We start from the raw sequence: 17891 nt of genomic DNA, 5'->3' as shown, positions 1-17891 counted from the left end.
CGCGAATGACTGCGCCGTTCGTAGCCATCCGACTGCGTCCAGTCGTACCGGGAGGGAAGTCTACGTCGCTCGGGCGGTCGGGGAGTGAGCACGGCCACCCACGGGTGTGTCAGCTGGCGCGGCGCGCCCTGTCGTCGAGCATGGCGATGTCGTCGTCGGCGACCTCGCCGCCGCGCCGACGACGGGTCTTGAAGCGCGCGAGGGCGTGCGGGAAGCCCTCGGCCGCGAGCGTCGCCACCTCGGAGGAGCTGGCGGCGTCGAGGAACTCCTGCACTTCCTGCTCGCGGACGCCGACGCGGTTGAGGCGGACCTCGAAGCGCTCCATGGCGAGCGCGAACAGCATCAGCAAGACCGGGAACAGCACTACAGCGAGAGCTTGCATACCGAGGAGTAAACACTGCCTCGGTCACGGGGAGAACACGGTGGCGACCCGCCTCGGCCACGGCGGCGGGGTGGTCCGCCGGACGGATCGAGGGCTCTGTCGGAGCGTGTCCGTAGAGTCGTGGTCGTGCCCAGAACACCCGGAAACAGCCCTCACGTGGGTATTCGGTCGGAGACTCCGCTGGCGTTGACGCGCCGCGCCCGGCGGATGTACCGACAGCTGGGCGAGGTGTTCCCGCATGTCTACTGTGAGCTGGACTTCACCACGCCGCTCGAGCTCGCGGTGGCGACGATCCTGTCGGCGCAGTGCACGGACAAGCGGGTGAACGAGACGACGCCCGCGTTGTTCGCCCGGTACCGCTCGGCGCGGGACTACGCGGAGGCGGACCGGACGGAACTCGAGGAGTACATCCGCTCCACCGGCTTCTACCGGAACAAGGCGACGTCGCTGATCGGCCTGGGTCGGGAGCTGCTCGAGCGGTTCGACGGCGAGGTCCCGCCCCGCTTGAAGGACCTCGTCACCCTGCCGGGGATCGGTCGCAAGACGGCCAACGTCGTGCTCGGCAACGCGTTCGACGTCCCGGGGATCACCGTCGACACGCACTTCGGTCGGCTCGTGCGCCGATGGGAATGGACCGCCGACGAAGATCCGGTCAAGGTCGAGCACGCGGTGGGTGCGTTGATTCCGAAAAAGGACTGGACGGTGCTCTCGCACCGCGTGATCTTCCACGGCCGCCGGGTCTGTCATGCCCGGACGCCCGCGTGCGGCGTCTGTCTGCTCGCTCCGCTGTGTCCCGCCAACGGCACCGGGCCCACGGACGCGCGCAAGGCCGCCGCCCTCGTGCGCGGTCCCGAGACCGACCACATTCTCGCGTTGGCCGGTGTGGAGCGGTGAGACCGTCGTCGGCCGCTCGGTGGTCGCTCGCTGCGCTCGTGGTGGTGATCGCGTTGATCGTCGCCATCTGGCCTCGCAACGACGACGTGTCGACGCCGGGCAGCTTCGCCGAGTACCGCGACCGGGCGGGCACCACCGCCACCGGTGACGCGCCGACCGTCGACCTCGGCGCCGAGCGGGCCGCGGCGGGTCTCGCGGAGTGTCCGCGGCCGGCCGATGGTGGTGCCGCGGATTCCACCGGCCCGCTGGCCGGCCTGCAGGTGACGTGCCTCGCGGACGGCGCACCGATCGATCTCGGGCGCGCGGTGGCCGGTCGGCCCGTCGTGCTCAATCTGTGGGCGCACTGGTGCGAACCGTGCGCCGAGGAACTGCCGTATCTGCAGCAGTACGCGGCGCGCGCCGGTGATGCGGTTACCGTTCTGACGGTGCACGAGGATCCGCAGCAGGGCAGCGCGCTTGCCCGACTCACCGACTACGGCGTTCGCCTCCCCGGCGTGCAGGACGGCGGCAAGTCCGTGGCCGCGGCGGTGGGCGCGCCGGCGGTGCTGCCGGTGTCCGTGCTGCTGGACCCGTCCGGCGACGTCGCCGCCGTACTGCCGCAACCGTTCCGGTCGGTCGAGGAGATCGCCGAGGCGGTCCGCACCCGACTGGGGGTGGCCACGTGAGCGGGCCGTCGTGGCTGCAGGGTCTCGTCGACGCCGGATCGATGGCGCAGCACCCGGACAATCCGATCACCCGGCTGCAGACACCGCCGGATGCGGACGGCCGGCCTGCTGCCGTGCTGGTGCTGTTCGGCGGTGACCCCGCCGCGGACTCCCTGCCCGACGACGCGACGGTCCTGCTGACGCAACGGGCGTCCTCGCTGCGCCAGCACAGCGGTCAGGTCGCGTTTCCGGGCGGAGCCGCGGACCCGGGCGACGGCGGCGCCGTGGGGACGGCCCTCCGCGAGGCCGCGGAGGAGACCGGCCTCGATGCCGACGGGGTCGATCCACTCGCGACGTTCGACCCGATCTTCGTGCCGCCGTCGGGATTCGAGGTCACGCCGGTGCTGGCCTACTGGCGTCGGCCCGGGCCGGTCCGGGTGATCGACACGGCCGAGGTGGCGCGGGTCGAGGCGGTACCGCTGCGCGAGTTGCTGGATCCGGCTCGTCGATTCGTCGTCCGGCATCCGCTGGGCTACCGGGGACCGGCGTTCGACGTGCGCGGCATGTTGGTGTGGGGATTCACCGCCGGCGTGCTGGCGGGCATTCTCGACACGGCCGGATGGACCGTCCCCTGGGACACCGCGGACGTGCGAGATCTCGAGACCGCCCTGGCCGCCGCGGGATCGGAGCTGCTGTGACGGTCACCGGATCGACGTGGCTCGACATCGTCGTCGTGCTGGTCGCCGTGCTCGCGGCGTCCTCGGGGTGGCGCCAGGGCGCCGTCGCGTCGGCCTTCGCCTTCCTGGGCGTCGTCATCGGCGCGGTGGCGGGCATCCTGCTGGCTCCGAAGGTGCTGGTCCACGTCGAGGAACCTCGCCTGCGCATTCTCGCCGGTATCGGGCTCATCGTGGTCGTGGTCGTCGTCGGCGAGATCGCCGGCATGGTGCTGGGGCGCGCGCTGCGCAGCGGCATCCACAGTCCGGTGGCCCGCGGCGTGGACAGCGTGATCGGCGCCGGTTTGCAGGCCGTGGCGGTACTGGTGGCTGCATGGCTGCTCGCGGTGCCCCTGACGGCCACCTCGCAACCGCAGATCGCCGCCGCGGTCCGCGGGTCGGCGGTGCTCGGCGCGGTGGACCGACTCGCGCCGGACTGGGTGCGCGAGATTCCCAACGACTTCTCCGCGCTGCTCGACACCTCAGGACTGCCCGACGTCATCGGCCCCTTCGGGCGCACCCCGGTCGCGGACGTGGGCCCGCCCGACCCGAGCGTCGCGCAGTCGCCGGTGGCCGCCGACGTCGCGGACAGCGTCCTGCGGGTTCGCGGGATCGCGCAGAGTTGCCAGCGCGCGCTGGAGGGCTCCGGGTTCGTCATCGGACCCGAACGGCTCATCACCAACGCCCACGTCGTGGCAGGGACGTCGTCGGTCGCCGTCGACACGCAGGACGGTCCGCTCGACGCGAACGTCGTGCTGTTCGATCCGTCCATCGACGTCGCGGTCCTCGCCGTGCCCGGTCTGCGCGCGGACGTCCTGCAGTTCGCCCCCGAGCGCGCGCAGTCCGGGACCGACGCCGTCGTGCTCGGCTACCCGGGCGGCGGCCCGTACACGGCGTCGCCCGCGCGCGTGCGCGAGACGTTGAACTTGTCGGGCCCGGACATCTATCGCACGGGCACCGTCGAACGAGAGGTGTACACGGTGCGCGGGTCGATCCGGCAGGGCAACTCGGGCGGTCCGTTGATGAGCACGGACGGTCTGGTTCTGGGCGTCGTGTTCGGTGCGGCGGTGGACGATCCGGATACCGGATTCGTGCTCACGGCAGCGGAAGTCGCCGAAGAGGTCGCTCTGGGCCTGCAGAACGGGAACGCCGTCGGAACCGGCGCCTGTGTCGTCTGAGAACTGTGCGACGGAGGTGCCGCAGGCAGCGTTCTCCGCGTACGGTGGCGACGTGGGTCCGCACTGTCGGGGGTGGCCGGACTCGTTCGTCGGTGCGAGGTGACATCGGTGTTCCGTCGGCGCATCGTCCCCCGGGGAGGTGAGGCACGCATGACACGCCGTGCCGACCGGCGTCTCCGGCCGGAGCGCGAATCGCATTTCGACACACGCTCCAAGGGAGTCATCTTCAGCGCCGGCGGTGCGCTGCCGCTGTTGCTGATCGCGGTGCTCGAACCGACGTTCCTCCGCCCCGGCACCCTGCCGATTCTGGTCGGCATCGTCGTCTTCACCGTCGTGACCGTGGGTTTCACCGTGCGGGTGGGCACGTTGACCGACCGTCAGTTCACCGTGCTCGGATCCGGCGGCATGCTCGGCGTGGCCGTGTGCGCGTTCCTCATCGCGGACCCGTCCGGCGCGCGCGCCGTCACCGCCATGCTCGCGGTCGTGCCGGCGCTCGCGGCGTCGGGATCGCCTCGGCGGGTGACTCTGTCCCTGACCGGTGCCGCGGTGATACTCGCCCTCGCGCTGAGCATCAACGGTGCCGAGGGAGTGGTCCGCTTCGTCGCCGCGGGCGCCGCAGTCACCACCGTGATCGTGCCGGCGTTGCTCATCGCCGCGATGCGAACGTCCCTGGAATCGGTCACCGAGCGACTCGAGACTCTCGCCAACACCGATCCCCTGACGGGTCTGTTGAACCGTCGCGGCATGCTGCCGGAGGTGGAGGCGCTGCTCGCCCGTGCGTGCCTCACGCGGAAGTCCGTCGTGGTCTCGCTCGTCGATGTCGACCATTTCAAGGCCGTCAACGACACCCGTGGCCACGCTGCGGGTGACGACGTGCTGACGACCGTCGCGGAGGCGATCGCGCGGCAGGTGCCGTCCGACGCCGTCGTCGCCCGGCTCGGTGGTGAGGAGTTTTTGGTCCTGCGGGTGGCCGCCACGGTGACCGGACTCGAGGAGCACATTCTCGAGGCCGTGCGCTCGTCGTGCGACGTGACCGTCAGTATCGGCGTCGCGCAGGCCGACGTGCGGCCCGGCTCGGCGGATGCGGTGGTCGACGTCGAGACGACGCTGGACCGCCTGACCTACGCCGCGGACCGCGCGCTGTACACCGCGAAGACCTCCGGCCGGGACCGCGTCGCCTTCGCCCTGGAGGATTCGGTGGAGTGGCCGCTCGGCGGGATCTCGTCCCGGCGCGATCGCCTCGAGGTGTTGCGCCGAGGAGCGTCGTGACGGACGGCCGGCCCGTGGATCCGCCGGCGCCCTTCGACGACAGAACGGAGTCCGTGTGACCCACCGCGTGTTCGATCCCCGGGACGATGCGGACACCCGCGCCGCCGAGGTGCTGCTGCACGACGAGTCGACCACCGTGATCGACACGACGGCGGAGCAGGCACTCTCGCTCGGGGCTCTCCTGCCCACGCCCGTCGCGGGTCCGGACGAGCCCGTGCGGTGGGTGCACTATCCGTGGCGACGCTCGCTCGTCCGGGTCCTCGGCCCGGTCGGCTTCCGACGCCTGCGGCTCGACCGGAACCGGGACAAACTCACGCTCGACGAGCAGGCCCGCGCCCTCGATGTCCGGATCGGCGTCGTCGGGCTCAGCGTCGGTCACGCGGTGGCGCACACCCTGGCGCTCGAGGGACTGTGCGGTGAGTTGCGGCTGGCCGATTTCGACGAACTCGACCTGTCGAACCTCAACCGCGTCCCGGCCACGGTGTTCGACCTCGGCGTGAACAAGTCGGTCGTCGCTGCGCGGCGGATCGCCGAGGTGGACCCGTATCTCACGGTGCGCACCTTCCCGACGGGAGTGGACGAGGCCGTGATCGACGACTTCCTGGACGGCCTCGACCTCGTCATCGAGGAATGCGATTCCGTCGCGGCGAAGTTCCTCGTGCGCGAGCACGCTCGTCGGCGGGGCATCCCGGTGATCATGGAGACCAGCGACGGCGGAGTCCTCGACGTCGAACGGTTCGATCTCGACGGCGCCCGCCCGTTCTTCCACGGCCTGCTCGGCGATCTCGACCTCGCCGGACTCGCGTCGTTGTCCGCGGATGACCGCGCTCGCCTCGCACCCCGCATCCTGGGCGCCGAGTCGATCACGCCGCGCATGGCGGCGTCGCTGCCGCACATCGGCACGTCGTTGTCGACGTGGCCGCAGCTGGCGGGTGACGTGGCGCTCGGCGGTGCGTCGGTGGCTGCCGCGGTCCGGGCCTTCGTGCGGGGCGAGGCGCCGCCGTCGGGTCGGCTACGGGTCGGTCTCGACGCGGCGGTGGCCCACCTCGAGGACCCTCTCACGAGCGGCGGAGATTCTCCAGCAGCAACTCGGTGACGCGCTCCGGCTCTTCGTGGTGCACGTAGTGGCCGACGCCGGGAAGTTCGTGCGTCGTGATGCGAGGGGCCCAGTGGGCGTCGCGGCGGGCGGTGCGGCTCACGACGTAGGGGTCGGCGCCGCCGAGGATCTGCAGTGCCGGGAGGTCCAGAACGGTGTCGACGACGGACGCGAACCGGCGCCCGTCCGGTCGGAACTGGCTCCGGAAGGCCCAGCGCTGGTACTCCAGCGTGCTGTGGGCGACCCCCGGCACGAGGATGGCCCGCCGCATGACGTCCACCGTCGTCGGGAAATCCGGCGAGCCCTGCCACCTCTCCGACGAGCGCTCGCGAACCAACCGTTCCACCTCCGCGCCGTCCTGCGCGGTGAGGGCGCGTTCCGGGACGCGGGGGAGTTGATACCGCAGGAAGGTGGGCAGCAGCGCGCGTCGCTGTCCGCGGTCACGCACGGCCGCGCGGCGCAGCGCCAGGGGATGCGGGGACGCGAGCAGGGCGATGCTGCGGACCGAGCGAGGATGCAGCGCCGCCGTGGCCCAGCAGACCAACCCACCGTCGGCGTGGCCGACGATGTGGGCGTCGGTGTGGCCGAGCGCGCGGATCAATCCGGCGATGTCGCCCGCGAGGGTCCAGCCGTCGTACCCGCGCGGTGGCTTGTCGGTGTCCCCGTAGCCCCGTAGGTCGACGGCGACGGCGTGATAGCCGGCGGCGCCGAGGTCGATCACCTGCGCGCGCCAGGAGCACCAGAGGTCGGCGAACCCGTGGACGAGCAGGACCAGCTCGGGCGTGGGGTCGTCGATCGACCGGTCGGGGACGATCTCCGCGACATGGAACTTGATGCCGTTGGCCCGCACGTCGCGGTGACGCCACGGTCCGGGGAGTCGAACCGTGGCGGGATCCGGTGCGGGCACCGCCGGCGTCAGCGGGTGAGCGGGGCGCGAACGTCCTTCGCGGCCAGTTCGGGAGCGTCGGAGCCGCGCTGACCCGGGATCACGGTCGCGGTGGCCTTGAGCGAGTCGATGGTCTTCTCGGGCTTGCGCAGCTTCTTCACCCGCAGGTAGCCGAGAAAGGCGAGCAGCGCGGTGATGGCCACCATGATCAGGAAGACGATGAGGAACGCGAGCCACCGCACGACCCAGGTGTTGAGGAGCTCCGCCAGGAAGAAGAAGAAGAAGAACGAGCTGAAGATCAGCACGGCGAGGGCCAGCACGAACAGGACGCTGCCCTGCAGGCCCTTCTTGATCTCACCGGTGACCTCGGCCTTGGCCAACTCGACCTCGGCGCGCACGAGCGTCGAGACCTGGGTGGTGGCGTCCTTGACCAGTGCTCCGATGCTGGCGGTGGCCGGGTTCGACCGACTGTCGACGTCCGTGAGCGGAATGGAGGACACGCCGGCCGGAACGGTGGTGTCGGCGTGGGAATCGCCTCGGCTGCTGCTCACGTGTTGTCCCCTTCGACGTTCTCTCGTCTCGCGTGCCGTCCGGCACGCCCGATGGGATCCATACCCCGTCGGGGCTCACCCTATCGTCCCCGAGTCCCACCGACCGCGCGCAGCGGGATTCGGTCCGCCCGAGCGAGCACTCGGGTATTTTTTCCCGGGTCGACCCGCCCCGGTCGGGTCTTCTCGTACTTCCGATCTCCATGCCGCAGGAGCACACACGTGACCAGCACTTCCGCGGACCAGGTTCCCACCGACGGTCCGACAACCGACGCCGACGTGGTCGACGGGGTTCCCCGTAGCCGCATCGTCGTCGCCTCGATGGTGGGTACCTCCATCGAATTCTTCGACTTCTACATCTACGCCACAGCCGCCGTGCTCGTGTTCCCTCGCCTGTTCTTCCCGGCGGGTAACGACACCACGGCGCTGCTCGCCTCCTTCGCCACCTTCGGCCTGGCGTTCGTCGCTCGGCCGGTCGGCTCCATCCTCTTCGGTCACTTCGGCGACCGCATCGGCCGCAAGGCGACCCTCGTCGGGTCGCTCCTCACGATGGGCATCGCGACCTTCCTCATCGGGCTCCTGCCCACCTACGACAGCGTCGGCATCATCGCTCCGATGTTGTTGGCGTTGATGCGCTTCGCGCAGGGTGTCGGCCTCGGTGGGGAATGGAGCGGGGCGGCTCTGCTGGCCACCGAGACCGCGAAGAAGGGCAAGCGAGCGTGGGCCGCGATGTGGCCGCAGCTCGGCGCGCCGATCGGCTTTCTCATGGCCAACGGCATCTTCCTCGTGCTGATGACGCTGATGGACTACGACGCCAAGACCTCGGCGTCCGATCATGCCTTCCTCACGTGGGGCTGGCGCGTGCCGTTCCTGCTCAGCGCCGTCATGGTGATCATCGGCCTCTACGTCCGGCTCAAGCTGGAGGAGACCCCGGTGTTCAAGCGCGCCGTCGCGCAGGGGCAGCGGGTCAAGACGCCCGTGGCGCAGGTCTTCCGCACCAGCTGGCGGCCGCTGGTCCTCGGCACCTTCGTCATGCTGGCCACCTACACGCTGTTCTACGTGATGACGACGTGGGTGGTCAGCTACGGCACCGGCAAGGTGGTCGACGCCAGCGGGGTCGCCGTGTCCATCGCCTACACGGATTTTCTGGGGCTGCAGCTGATCTCGGTGCTGTTCTTCGCCGCGTTCGTCCCCGTCTCCGGCTGGCTCGCGGACCGGTTCGGACGTCGCATCACGCTGATCGTGGTGACGTCGGCGATCATCGTGTTCGGCCTGAGCTTCGGGTGGGTCGCCGCTCCGGAGACGGCCACCGCGGGCCGCATGCTGGTGTTCATGTGCGTCGGTCTGGCCCTGATGGGTCTGACGTTCGGACCGATGAGTGCCGTTCTGCCGGAACTGTTCCCGACCAACGTGCGCTACACGGGCTCGGGCATCTCGTACAACACCGCCTCGATCCTCGGTGCGGCCGTCGCGCCGTTCATCGCCACCTGGCTCGTGAATTCCTACGGCGTGGCCTGGGTCGGGGTGTACCTCGCCGTGGCGGCGGCGCTGACGCTGTTCGCGCTGGTGGTCATGCGCGAGACGCGGGATGCGGACCTGGACCGGGTCTGAACCGACTCCCGCGCTGCCACCGCGCTCGCGCGCTGCATGCTCGCAGCGCCGGTGCACGGTGGCAGCGCGGAAGGGGAGGCGGGGAACTACTTCGCGTTGGCCTGACTGATCGCGTCGAAGACGGCCGGGTCGACCAGTGTCGAGGTGTCGCCCAGATCGCGGCCCTCGGCGACGTCGCGCAGCAAGCGGCGCATGATCTTGCCGGACCGGGTCTTCGGCAGCTCCGGCACCACCGTGATCTGGCGCGGCTTCGCGATCGGCGAGATCTCCTTGCTCACTTGTGCTTTGAGCTCGGCGATCAGCTCGTCGCCGGTGTTCTCGACGCCGCCGCGCAGGATGACGAAGGCCACGATGCCCTGGCCGGTGGTCTCGTCCGACGCGCCGACGACGGCCGCCTCGGCCACCCCGTGATGGCTCACGAGGGCGGATTCCACCTCGGAGGTGGAGATGCGGTGGCCGGAGACGTTCATGACGTCGTCGACGCGTCCGAGAACCCAGAGGTCGCCGTCGTCGTCGAACCGGGCCCCGTCGCCGGCGAAGTACCACCCCTCGGTCGCGTAGCGCGACCAATAGGTGTCCTTGTACCGCTCCATGTCGCCCCAGATACCGCGGAGCATCGACGGCCACGGCTCGTCGAGCACCAGGTAGCCGTTGCCGCCGGGACCGAGCGGCTTGGCGTCGTCGTCGACGATCTTGGCGGAGATGCCCGGCAGCGGCGTCTGCGCCGATCCCGGCTTGGTGTGGGTGACACCGGGAAGCGGCGAGACCATGATGGCGCCGGTCTCGGTCTGCCACCACGTGTCGACGATGGGTGCGGTGCCGCCGCCGACGACGTCACGGAACCACCGCCACGCCTCGGGGTTGATGGGCTCGCCGACGCTGCCCAGCAGGCGGATCGACGACAGGTCGTGGGCATCCGGAATCTCGCGGCCCCACTTCATGAACGTGCGGACCAACGTCGGCGCGGTGTAGTAGATGGTGACGCCGTACTTCTCGACGATGTTCCAATGACGGTGCTCGTCGGGCGAATTCGGCGTTCCTTCGTAGACCACCTGCGTGGCTCCGTTGGCCAGCGGGCCGTAGACGATGTAGCTGTGGCCGGTGACCCAGCCGATGTCGGCGGTGCACCAAAAGACGTCCTGGCCCTGCTTGTGGTCGAAGACGTAGTGGTGGGTGTAGGCGGTCTGGGTGAGGTAGCCGCCGGAGGTGTGGATGATGCCCTTCGGCTTCCCAGTGGTTCCCGAGGTGTAGAGGATGAACAGCGGATGCTCGCTGTCGAACGGCTGCGCCTCGTGCTCCGCGGACGCCTGCCCGACGGTCTCGTGCCACCAGAGGTCGCGGCCCTCCGTCCACGGGGTGTCGATCTCGGTGCGCCGGACCACGAGCACGTGCTCGATGGACTCCGCGCCGTCGACGGCCTCGTCGACGGATTCCTTGAGCGGTGCCGCCTTGCCACGACGCCACTGTCCGTCGGTGGTGACGACGAGCTTGGCTTGCGCGTCGTCGATCCGCGAACGCAGCGCGGACGAGGAGAAGCCGGCGAAGACGACGCTGTGCGTGAGGCCGAGTCGCGCGCACGCGAGCATCGACACGATGGCCTCGGGGACCATCGGCATGTAGATGGCGACGCGGTCGCCGGCGACGAGGCCGAGGTCGGTGAAGGCGTTGGCGGCGCGGCTCACCTCGGCGAGGAGATCGCTGTAGGTGAGGTCGCGGCTGTCGCCGGGCTCGCCCTCCCAGTGGATGGCCACCTGGTCGCCGCGGCCCTCGTGCACGTGCCGGTCGACGCAGTTGTAGGCGACGTTGAGTTCGCCGCCGACGAACCACTTGGCGACGGGTGCATCCGACCAGTCGAGGACCTCCTCGAAGGGGGTGTGCCAGTGGAGGCGGTTCGCCTGCTCGGCCCAGAAGGCCAGTCGGTCCTGCTCGGCGGCCCGGTAGAGCTCCTCGCCGGCGTTGGCCCGGCGGACGAACTCCTCGCTCGGAGCGTAGGAGACGGGGTGTTCCGACTCCGTCGTGTCGGTCGTTGCCGCGGCTGCGTCGCCGCCGGTCACCGTCTCGGTCATGGTGCTCCTGGCCCCTCTCGGACTGGTCTTCTCTGACGGGTGTGAGGGTAGTCACGTGTGACGGGCGCCGCACCGTTGCATCGGGCAGCACGACGGCGCGTGCGCCGAGAGGTCGGTTGAGCGCGATGGGCGGTGGTCTGCGGCGACGGGCGGCGAGGGGTCCGAAAAACCGTCCCATCAGGCTGTCCGACCGGACAGGTCCGGTCCTGCCCGAATTACGGCTGTGTTTCGGTGGCCGCCAATTTCGGGGGAGTCGACGACACGGGTGCGGAGTGTGTCTACAGTCAAGCGAATATCCGGGTCGCACCATCGCATGCGGCCACACCCGAGCCCGTGGACGTCCACGGATCTGTCGAGGGCAGCACCCTGTCCCGCAGGACATGTATGGAGGATCGATTGTGAGGATCAAGCGCGCGCTCGCGATCGTGTCGGTCGGCTTCGTGGCCGTCGGCATGCTCGCGGCCTGTGGTGGCGGGGGAGGTTCCTCCAGCGCGGAGGGCGTCTACAGCCTCTACATCGGCGAGCCCGAGAACCCGCTGGTTCCCGGCAACACCACCGAGAGCGAGGGCAACCAGGTCCTCAAGGCACTGTTCACCCCGCTGGTGACCTACAACGACGAGACCAGCGAGGTCGAGTACAACGGCGTCGCCGAGTCCGTCGAGTCGGACGACCAGGTCACCTGGACCATCAAGCTGAAGCCGGACTGGACGTTCCACGACGGCACGCCGGTGAATGCGAAGTCCTACGTCGACGCGTGGAACTACACGGCGAATTCGACCAACGCGTACCAGGCGTCGTACTTCTTCGAGAACGTCGCCGGTTACGACGATCTGCAGGCCGCCGACGGCGCCGCGCCCGCCGCGACGGCGATGTCCGGCTTGACGGCGGTGGACGACACCACCATTCGCGTGCAGCTGAAGGAGCCGTTCGCGATCTACCCGGTGACGCTCGGCTACTCGGCGTTCTCGCCGCTGCCCGAATCGTTCTACGCGGATCCGGATGCGTTCGGCCGCAAGCCGATCGGCAACGGCCCGTTCAAAGCCGACCAGGACTTCGTCCAGGGCCAGGGCATCACCCTGACCAAGTACGACGACTACAAGGGCGACGACGCCGCACAGGCGCAGGGCGTGCAGTTCAAGGTCTACACCGAGCTGAACACCGGCTACACCGACGTCCAGGCCGGCGGCCTCGACGTGATGCTGGACCTGCCGTCCGACGCGTGGGCCACCGCCCGCGACCAGTTCGGTGACCGTTACGCCGAGCGTGCACGTCCCGACATCACGGCCCTCGGATTCCCGACGTACGACCCGCGGTACTCCGATCCGCGTGTGCGCGAGGCATTCTCGATGGCGATCGACCGCCAGGCGATCACCGAGGCGATCTTCACCAACACCCGTACCCCGGCGACGTCCTTCGGCTCGCCCGTGGTCGACGGGTACCGCGAGGACGCCTGCGGCAGCAAGTGCGAGCTGAACGTCGATCGCGCGAACCAGCTGCTCGACGAGGCCGGCTTCGACCGGTCCCAGCCGGTGGACCTGTGGTTCAACGCCGGTGCGGCGCACGACACCTGGATGACCGCCATCGGCAATCAGCTGCGCACCAACCTCGGCGTGGAGTACGTCCTGCGCGGCGACCTCCAGTTCGCCCAGTACCTGCCGCTGCAGGATCAGAAGGGCATGACCGGCCCGTTCCGCTCCGGCTGGATCATGGACTACCCGTCGCTGTACAACTTCCTGGCTCCCACGTACAGCACGGCGGCTCTCCCGCCGGCGGGGTCGAACAAGCCGTTCTACTCCAACCCGGAGTTCGACGCGGCCCTGTCGGACGGTAACAACGCCGACAGCCTGGAGGACGCGACCACGCAGTACCAGCGGGCCGAGGACATCCTGTTCCGCGACCTGCCGGCCACCCCGCTGTTCCACGGCCTGAACCAGGCCGTGTGGAGCGACCGCGTGGACAACGTCAAGATCGACCTGTTCGGCGACATCGAGGTCGCGGACGTCACGGTCAACTGACCGACCACCCGGTGGGGCGTTCTGCCTGACAGCAGAGCGCCCCACCGGTGCGTGACCTGTCGGCCCGTGCCGCACGGCGCGAGGCCCCTGTCGAGGAGAACCGAAGTGGGTCGCTTCATCACTCGCCGATTGTTGTTGACCGTTCCGGTCCTCATCGGCGCCAGCTTTTTGATCTTCGCGATGGTCTACGCCCTGCCGGGCGACCCCATTCGCGCCCTGGCGGGCGATCGCCCGCTCGCCCCCGCCGTCGTCGCGCAGTTGCGTGCGCAGTACAACCTGGACGATCCGTTCCTGGTGCAGTACGTCAAGTACGTCGGCGGACTTCTGCAGGGCGACTTCGGATCCGACTTCGCCGGCCGACCCGTTCTGGACACCATCTCGCAGCGCCTGCCCGTCACGGTGCGGCTGACGATCGTGGCCATCGTCTTCGAGGCACTGATCGGTATCGCCGCCGGTGTCCTGAGCGGCCTGCGCCGGAACTCCTTCTTCGACAACCTGGTGCTGGTCTCGACCACGCTGCTGGTGTCGGTGCCGGTGTTCGTGCTCGGCTTCGTCGCCCAGTACCTGCTGGGCTACAAGCTGGATCTGTTCCCCATCGCCGGCATCAACGCCGGCTGGTACAGCTACCTGCTGCCCGGCCTGGTGCTCGCGGCGCTGTCCATGGCGTACGTCGCCCGACTGACCCGCACCGCGGTGTCGGAGGCGATGGCGGCGGACTACATCCGCACCGCCCGCGCCAAGGGCGTCGGATACCGACGCATCGTGTTCCGGCACGCCCTGCGCAACAGCATGATTCCCGTCGTCACCTTCATCGGTGCCGACGTCGGGTCGCTGCTCGGCGGCGCGATCGTCACCGAGTCGGTGTTCAACATTCCCGGTCTGGGGCGCGCGATCTTCGATGCCGTGCAGAACCAGGAGGGCGCCGTCGTCGTCGGCATCGTCACGCTGATGGTGTTCTTCTACATCTTCTTCAACCTGGTCGTGGACGTGCTCTACGCACTGCTCGACCCCCGAATCCGATACGAGTAGGCACCATGACCTCCGATGCACAGCACGCGGCCGCCGAGGGCGAGCCGGGCAACGTCGTCACCGGTGAGGCGCAGGACCTCGTCGGCCAGGCCAGCCTCTGGGGCAACGCGTGGAAGAAGCTGCGGCGCAGCGCGTTCTTCTGGTTCGGCGCCGTCATCACCCTGGTCCTCGTTCTCATGGCCGTGGTGCCGCAGCTGTTCGCCCGCGGCATCGATCCGCGCGACTGCACCCTGACGAACACCCGGCTGAAGCCGAGCGCCGAGCACTGGTTCGGTACCGACCTGCAGGGCTGCGACTACTACGCCAATGTCATCTACGGTGCGCGGATCTCGCTCACCATCGGCCTGCTCGCCGTGATCGGCGTCCTGATCGTGGGCGTGCTGATCGGCGCTCTCGCAGGCTATTTCGGCGGCTTCCTCGACAGCCTGCTGGCGCGGTTCACCGACATATTCTTCGGTATCCCGCTGCTTCTCGGTGCCCTGGTGCTCCTCACCGTGACCAGCGAGCGCACGGTCGTGACGGTCGCCCTGGCCCTGGTGGCCTTCGGCTGGATGACCGCCATGCGTCTGGTCCGCTCGTCGGTCATCAGCATCAAGCAGAGCGAATACGTCCAGGCCGCACAGGCTCTCGGTGCGAGCACCTACCGCATCCTGGTCCGGCACATCCTGCCGAACGCCCTGGCGCCGGTGCTGGTGTACGCCACCATCGCCGTCGGCACGTTCATCGCCGCGGAGGCGACGCTGTCCTACCTCGGTATCGGTCTGCAGTTGCCCGCGATCTCGTGGGGCCTGCAGATCAACCTGGGCCAGAACTACATCTCCACCTCGCCGCACCTGGTGCTCTTCCCGGCAGCCTTCCTGTCGGTGACGGTGCTGGCCTTCATCCTCATGGGCGACGCGCTGCGTGACGCGCTCGACCCGAAACGGAGCTGACGATGACGGAACAGGCAACATCGGACGCGGCGGCCCCGATCCTCGGTGTCTCCGGTCTGACCATCGATTTCGAGGTCGACAAGACCTGGCGCACGGCCGTGCGCGACGTGTCCTTCGAGGTGGCGCGCGGGGAGATCCTCGCCATCGTGGGCGAATCCGGCTCGGGCAAGTCCACGACGGCCATGGCCATACCGGGGCTGCTGGCCGACAACAGCCGGGTCGCGGGCAGCATCACGCTGAACGGTCGCGAACTCACGGGCCTGAAGGAACGCGAGCTGAACGGCGTGCGCGGCAAGGACATCGCCGTGATCTTCCAGGAGCCGATGACGGCCCTGAACCCGGTCTACACCATCGGCTGGCAGATCACCGAGGCCATTCGCGCGCACAGCGACGTCACCAAGGCGCAGGCCAAGGACCGCGTCATCGAGTTGCTGCGGTTGGTCGAGATGCCGGAGCCCGAGAAGCGCGTCGGCTACTACCCGCACCAGCTGTCCGGTGGACAGCGTCAGCGCGCCATGATCGCTCAGGCGCTCGCGTCGGAGCCGGCCGTGCTCATCGCCGACGAGCCGACCACGGCGCTCGACGTGACCGTGCAGGCGGAGATTCTCGAGCTCATGCGGGATCTGCGCGGCCGAGTCGACGCCGCCATCGTGCTCATCACCCACGACATGGGCGTGGTCGCCGACATGGCCGACCGCATCCTGGTGATGCGGAACGGCGACATCGTCGAGCAGGGCACCGCCGACCACATCTTCCATCGCCCGGACCACGCTTACACCCGCGAGCTGCTCGCGTCCGTTCCCCATCTGGGATCGCGGGCGGGCGAGCAGGGCACGGACGACACCCCGGACGTCACGTACGCCCTCGAGCTCACCGATGCCGTCATCGAGTACCCCGGTTCCCGCCGCACCGGCGGGTTCCGCGCGGTCGACGGGGTCAGCCTGTCCATCGAGCCGGGCGAGGTCGTCGGCCTGGTGGGCGAGTCCGGCTCCGGCAAGTCGACCATCGGCAAGGCCGCGGTGGGTCTGCTGAAGCTGCATTCCGGGTCGTTGTCCGTGGCGGGTACCGACATCACGTCGGCGTCCACCCGTGCGCTGCGCCCGGTGTGCAGCAAGGTGGGCATCGTCTTCCAGGATCCGGGGTCGTCGCTGAACCCCCGCTGGCCCATCGGCCAGTCCATCGCGGAGCCGATGCTCCTGCACACCGAGATGGACCGCACGCAGCGGAACAAGAAGGTGGAGGAGCTCCTCGACCAGGTGCACCTGTCCCGCGACATGCGCAACCGGTACCCGCACCAGCTCTCGGGCGGTCAGCGGCAGCGCGTGGGCATCGCCCGGGCCCTCGCCCTCGAACCGACTCTGCTGGTGGCTGACGAGCCGACGTCGGCTCTCGACGTCTCGGTGCAGGCCAAGGTGCTCGAGCTGTTCCAGGAGCTCCAGCGCGAATACGGGTTCGCGTGCCTGTTCATCAGTCACGACCTCGCCGTCGTCGAGGTATTGGCCCGTCGCATCGCGGTGATGAGCAAGGGCAAGCTGGTCGAGTTCGACCGCACCGACCGCATCCTGCGCTCGCCGTCCGACCCGTACACCAAGCGTCTGCTCGCGGCCGTGCCCGTGCCGGACCCCGAGCAGCAGGCCGTGCGGCGCCGGGAGCGGGCGGAACTGCTGGCCGCCGAGCAGGCGGGCGGTCGGTAGATTCGCCCCGTGACCGATCCGCTGGCTCCGATCCTCGACCTACCGGGCGTCCGGGACGCCGCCGACCGGGCTCGCGACGCGCTCGCCGAGGTACACCGGCACAAGACGAACCGACGGGGGTGGCCGGCCACGGCCGCCGAGGCGGCGGTGCGGGCGGCCCGCGCGTCGGCGGTGATCGCGGGGTCCTCGACCGCCGTCGCCGACGACGGCACGGCCCCGCCGATCCTCGCCGGTGCGCTCCGGGTGGCGCAGGCACTCGACGGCGACGCGCTCACCAGCACCGTCGGAACGTGGCGACGCGCCCCGCTCCAGGCGTTGGCTCGTCTCCATCTGTTGGCCGCGGCGGACCTCGTCGACGATCAGGACCAGCTGGGTCGTCCGCGGGCGGGTGACGACGTCGCGCAGCGGCTGTCGATCCTGGCCGACCTCGTCACCGGCGGGACGCGGGCGCCGGCGCCGGTGGTCGCGGCGATCGTCCACGGAGAGTTGGTGTCCCTGCGGCCGTTCGGGACGGCCGACGGCGTGGTCGCGCGCGCGGCGTCGCGGCTGGTGGCCGTCGCGTCCGGCCTCGATCCCCACAATCTGGGTGTGCCGGAGGAGAGCTGGGCCAAGCGGCTCGCCGCTTACCGCACGGGTGTCGAGGGCTTCGCGGGCGGTACCGAGCGCGGCGTGGGGAGCTGGGTCCTGTTGTGCTGCGGGTCGTTCGAGGCCGGTGCCGCCGAGGCGACGACGATCGCGGAGAACGCGCAGCCGGCCTGAGGCGACCCGACGGGCCCGCACATGACAACGGGCGACGGTGCCGGGATCTCACTCCGGCGTCGTCGCCCGTCGGCACGGAATCCGCGGTTACCAGGCGTGCAGGGTGGGTTGCGGTGGAGAAACTCCACGTGGCCTCGGCGAGAATGCGTGGCGACCTTCGTTCGTGTCCACAACC

Annotated in this window: 16 protein-coding genes; 12 read left to right on the top strand and 4 right to left on the bottom strand. The window is 69.6% G+C overall.

Annotation, left to right across the window (positions count from 1 at the left end):
* Positions 1–109: 109 nt before the first annotated feature.
* Positions 110–382: a hypothetical protein gene (locus BMZ18_RS04325; protein ID WP_068104004.1), complete on the bottom strand. Its 273-nt coding sequence runs from the start codon at positions 380–382 to the stop codon at positions 110–112.
* Positions 383–589: 207 nt separating this feature from the next.
* Between BMZ18_RS04325 and nth the strand changes: the two genes are divergently transcribed.
* From nth to BMZ18_RS04295, 6 genes are all read left to right on the top strand, one after another.
* Positions 590–1276: an endonuclease III gene (gene nth, locus BMZ18_RS04320; RefSeq protein WP_082895026.1), complete on the top strand. Its 687-nt coding sequence runs from the start codon at positions 590–592 to the stop codon at positions 1274–1276.
* Entirely contained in the window at positions 1273–1941 is a 669-nt protein-coding gene (locus BMZ18_RS04315) for a TlpA family protein disulfide reductase (RefSeq protein ID WP_068363116.1), read from the top strand. The genes nth and BMZ18_RS04315 overlap by 4 nt, the downstream gene beginning before the upstream one ends.
* Before the next feature lie 41 nt (positions 1942–1982).
* Entirely contained in the window at positions 1983–2618 is a 636-nt protein-coding gene (locus BMZ18_RS04310; protein ID WP_068363140.1) for an NUDIX hydrolase, read from the top strand.
* Positions 2615–3811, top strand: coding sequence for a MarP family serine protease (locus tag BMZ18_RS04305; RefSeq protein ID WP_068150652.1), 1197 nt, complete (start codon positions 2615–2617; stop codon positions 3809–3811). The genes BMZ18_RS04310 and BMZ18_RS04305 overlap by 4 nt, the downstream gene beginning before the upstream one ends.
* Positions 3812–3961: 150 nt before the next feature.
* Positions 3962–5080: a GGDEF domain-containing protein gene (locus tag BMZ18_RS04300; protein WP_068363113.1), complete on the top strand. Its 1119-nt coding sequence runs from the start codon at positions 3962–3964 to the stop codon at positions 5078–5080.
* Positions 5081–5135: 55 nt separating this feature from the next.
* Entirely contained in the window at positions 5136–6176 is a 1041-nt protein-coding gene (locus tag BMZ18_RS04295; RefSeq protein ID WP_068363110.1) for an Rv1355c family protein, read from the top strand.
* Here the strand turns inward: BMZ18_RS04295 and BMZ18_RS04290 are convergent.
* Both BMZ18_RS04290 and BMZ18_RS04285 read right to left on the bottom strand, forming a co-directional pair.
* Positions 6139–7083 (bottom strand): alpha/beta fold hydrolase, encoded by a 945-nt coding sequence (locus BMZ18_RS04290; protein ID WP_068363107.1) that lies wholly within the window; start codon positions 7081–7083, stop codon positions 6139–6141. The genes BMZ18_RS04295 and BMZ18_RS04290 overlap by 38 nt on opposite strands.
* Positions 7084–7091: 8 nt before the next feature.
* Positions 7092–7613, bottom strand: a complete 522-nt coding sequence (locus BMZ18_RS04285) for a phage holin family protein (RefSeq protein WP_068363103.1) — start codon at positions 7611–7613, stop codon at positions 7092–7094.
* A 318-nt stretch (positions 7614–7931) separates the two neighbouring features.
* Here BMZ18_RS04285 and BMZ18_RS04280 point away from each other — a divergent pair, with 318 nt between their 5' ends.
* Positions 7932–9221, top strand: a complete 1290-nt coding sequence (locus BMZ18_RS04280; protein WP_068363138.1) for an MFS transporter — start codon at positions 7932–7934, stop codon at positions 9219–9221.
* 86 nt (positions 9222–9307) lie between these two features.
* Here BMZ18_RS04280 and acs read toward each other — a convergent pair whose 3' ends face one another.
* Positions 9308–11287, bottom strand: coding sequence for an acetate--CoA ligase (acs, locus tag BMZ18_RS04275; protein WP_068363100.1), 1980 nt, complete (start codon positions 11285–11287; stop codon positions 9308–9310).
* Between the two features lie 398 nt (positions 11288–11685).
* Between acs and BMZ18_RS04270 the strand changes: the two genes are divergently transcribed.
* From BMZ18_RS04270 to BMZ18_RS04250, 5 genes are all read left to right on the top strand, one after another.
* Positions 11686–13302 carry a peptide ABC transporter substrate-binding protein gene (locus BMZ18_RS04270; protein ID WP_170851449.1) on the top strand — a complete coding sequence of 539 codons (1617 nt, stop codon included), beginning with the start codon at positions 11686–11688 and terminating at the stop codon, positions 13300–13302.
* Positions 13303–13407: 105 nt separating this feature from the next.
* Positions 13408–14331, top strand: a complete 924-nt coding sequence (locus BMZ18_RS04265; protein ID WP_068103987.1) for an ABC transporter permease — start codon at positions 13408–13410, stop codon at positions 14329–14331.
* A gap of 5 nt (positions 14332–14336) precedes the next feature.
* A complete protein-coding gene (locus tag BMZ18_RS04260) occupies positions 14337–15263 on the top strand; it encodes an ABC transporter permease (RefSeq protein ID WP_068103985.1) in 927 nt (308 codons plus the stop codon).
* Between the two features lie 2 nt (positions 15264–15265).
* A complete protein-coding gene (locus BMZ18_RS04255; protein ID WP_139203840.1) occupies positions 15266–16957 on the top strand; it encodes an ABC transporter ATP-binding protein in 1692 nt (563 codons plus the stop codon).
* A gap of 9 nt (positions 16958–16966) precedes the next feature.
* The gene (locus tag BMZ18_RS04250; protein ID WP_068363097.1) at positions 16967–17716 is read left to right on the top strand and encodes a Fic family protein; all 750 of its coding nucleotides are present in this window, start codon (positions 16967–16969) and stop codon (positions 17714–17716) included.
* Positions 17717–17891 lie beyond the last annotated feature (175 nt).

This window comes from Rhodococcoides kroppenstedtii, from assembly GCF_900111805.1.
GTDB lineage: Bacteria > Actinomycetota > Actinomycetes > Mycobacteriales > Mycobacteriaceae > Rhodococcoides > Rhodococcoides kroppenstedtii.
This window is presented reverse-complemented; position numbering and strand designations above follow the sequence as displayed.

Bases quoted from the DNA above. Each gene is read 5' to 3' on its own strand.
- BMZ18_RS04325 (WP_068104004.1), bottom strand. From the start codon at position 382: ATGCAAGCTCTCGCTGTAGTGCTGTTCCCGGTCTTGCTGATGCTGTTC.
- nth (WP_082895026.1), top strand. From the start codon at position 590: ATGTACCGACAGCTGGGCGAGGTGTTCCCGCATGTCTACTGTGAGCTG.
- BMZ18_RS04310 (WP_068363140.1), top strand. From the start codon at position 1,983: ATGGCGCAGCACCCGGACAATCCGATCACCCGGCTGCAGACACCGCCG.
- BMZ18_RS04300 (WP_068363113.1), top strand. From the start codon at position 3,962: ATGACACGCCGTGCCGACCGGCGTCTCCGGCCGGAGCGCGAATCGCAT.
- BMZ18_RS04280 (WP_068363138.1), top strand. From the start codon at position 7,932: ATGGTGGGTACCTCCATCGAATTCTTCGACTTCTACATCTACGCCACA.
- acs (WP_068363100.1), bottom strand. From the start codon at position 11,287: ATGACCGAGACGGTGACCGGCGGCGACGCAGCCGCGGCAACGACCGAC.
- BMZ18_RS04260 (WP_068103985.1), top strand. From the start codon at position 14,337: ATGACCTCCGATGCACAGCACGCGGCCGCCGAGGGCGAGCCGGGCAAC.
- BMZ18_RS04255 (WP_139203840.1), top strand. From the start codon at position 15,266: ATGACGGAACAGGCAACATCGGACGCGGCGGCCCCGATCCTCGGTGTC.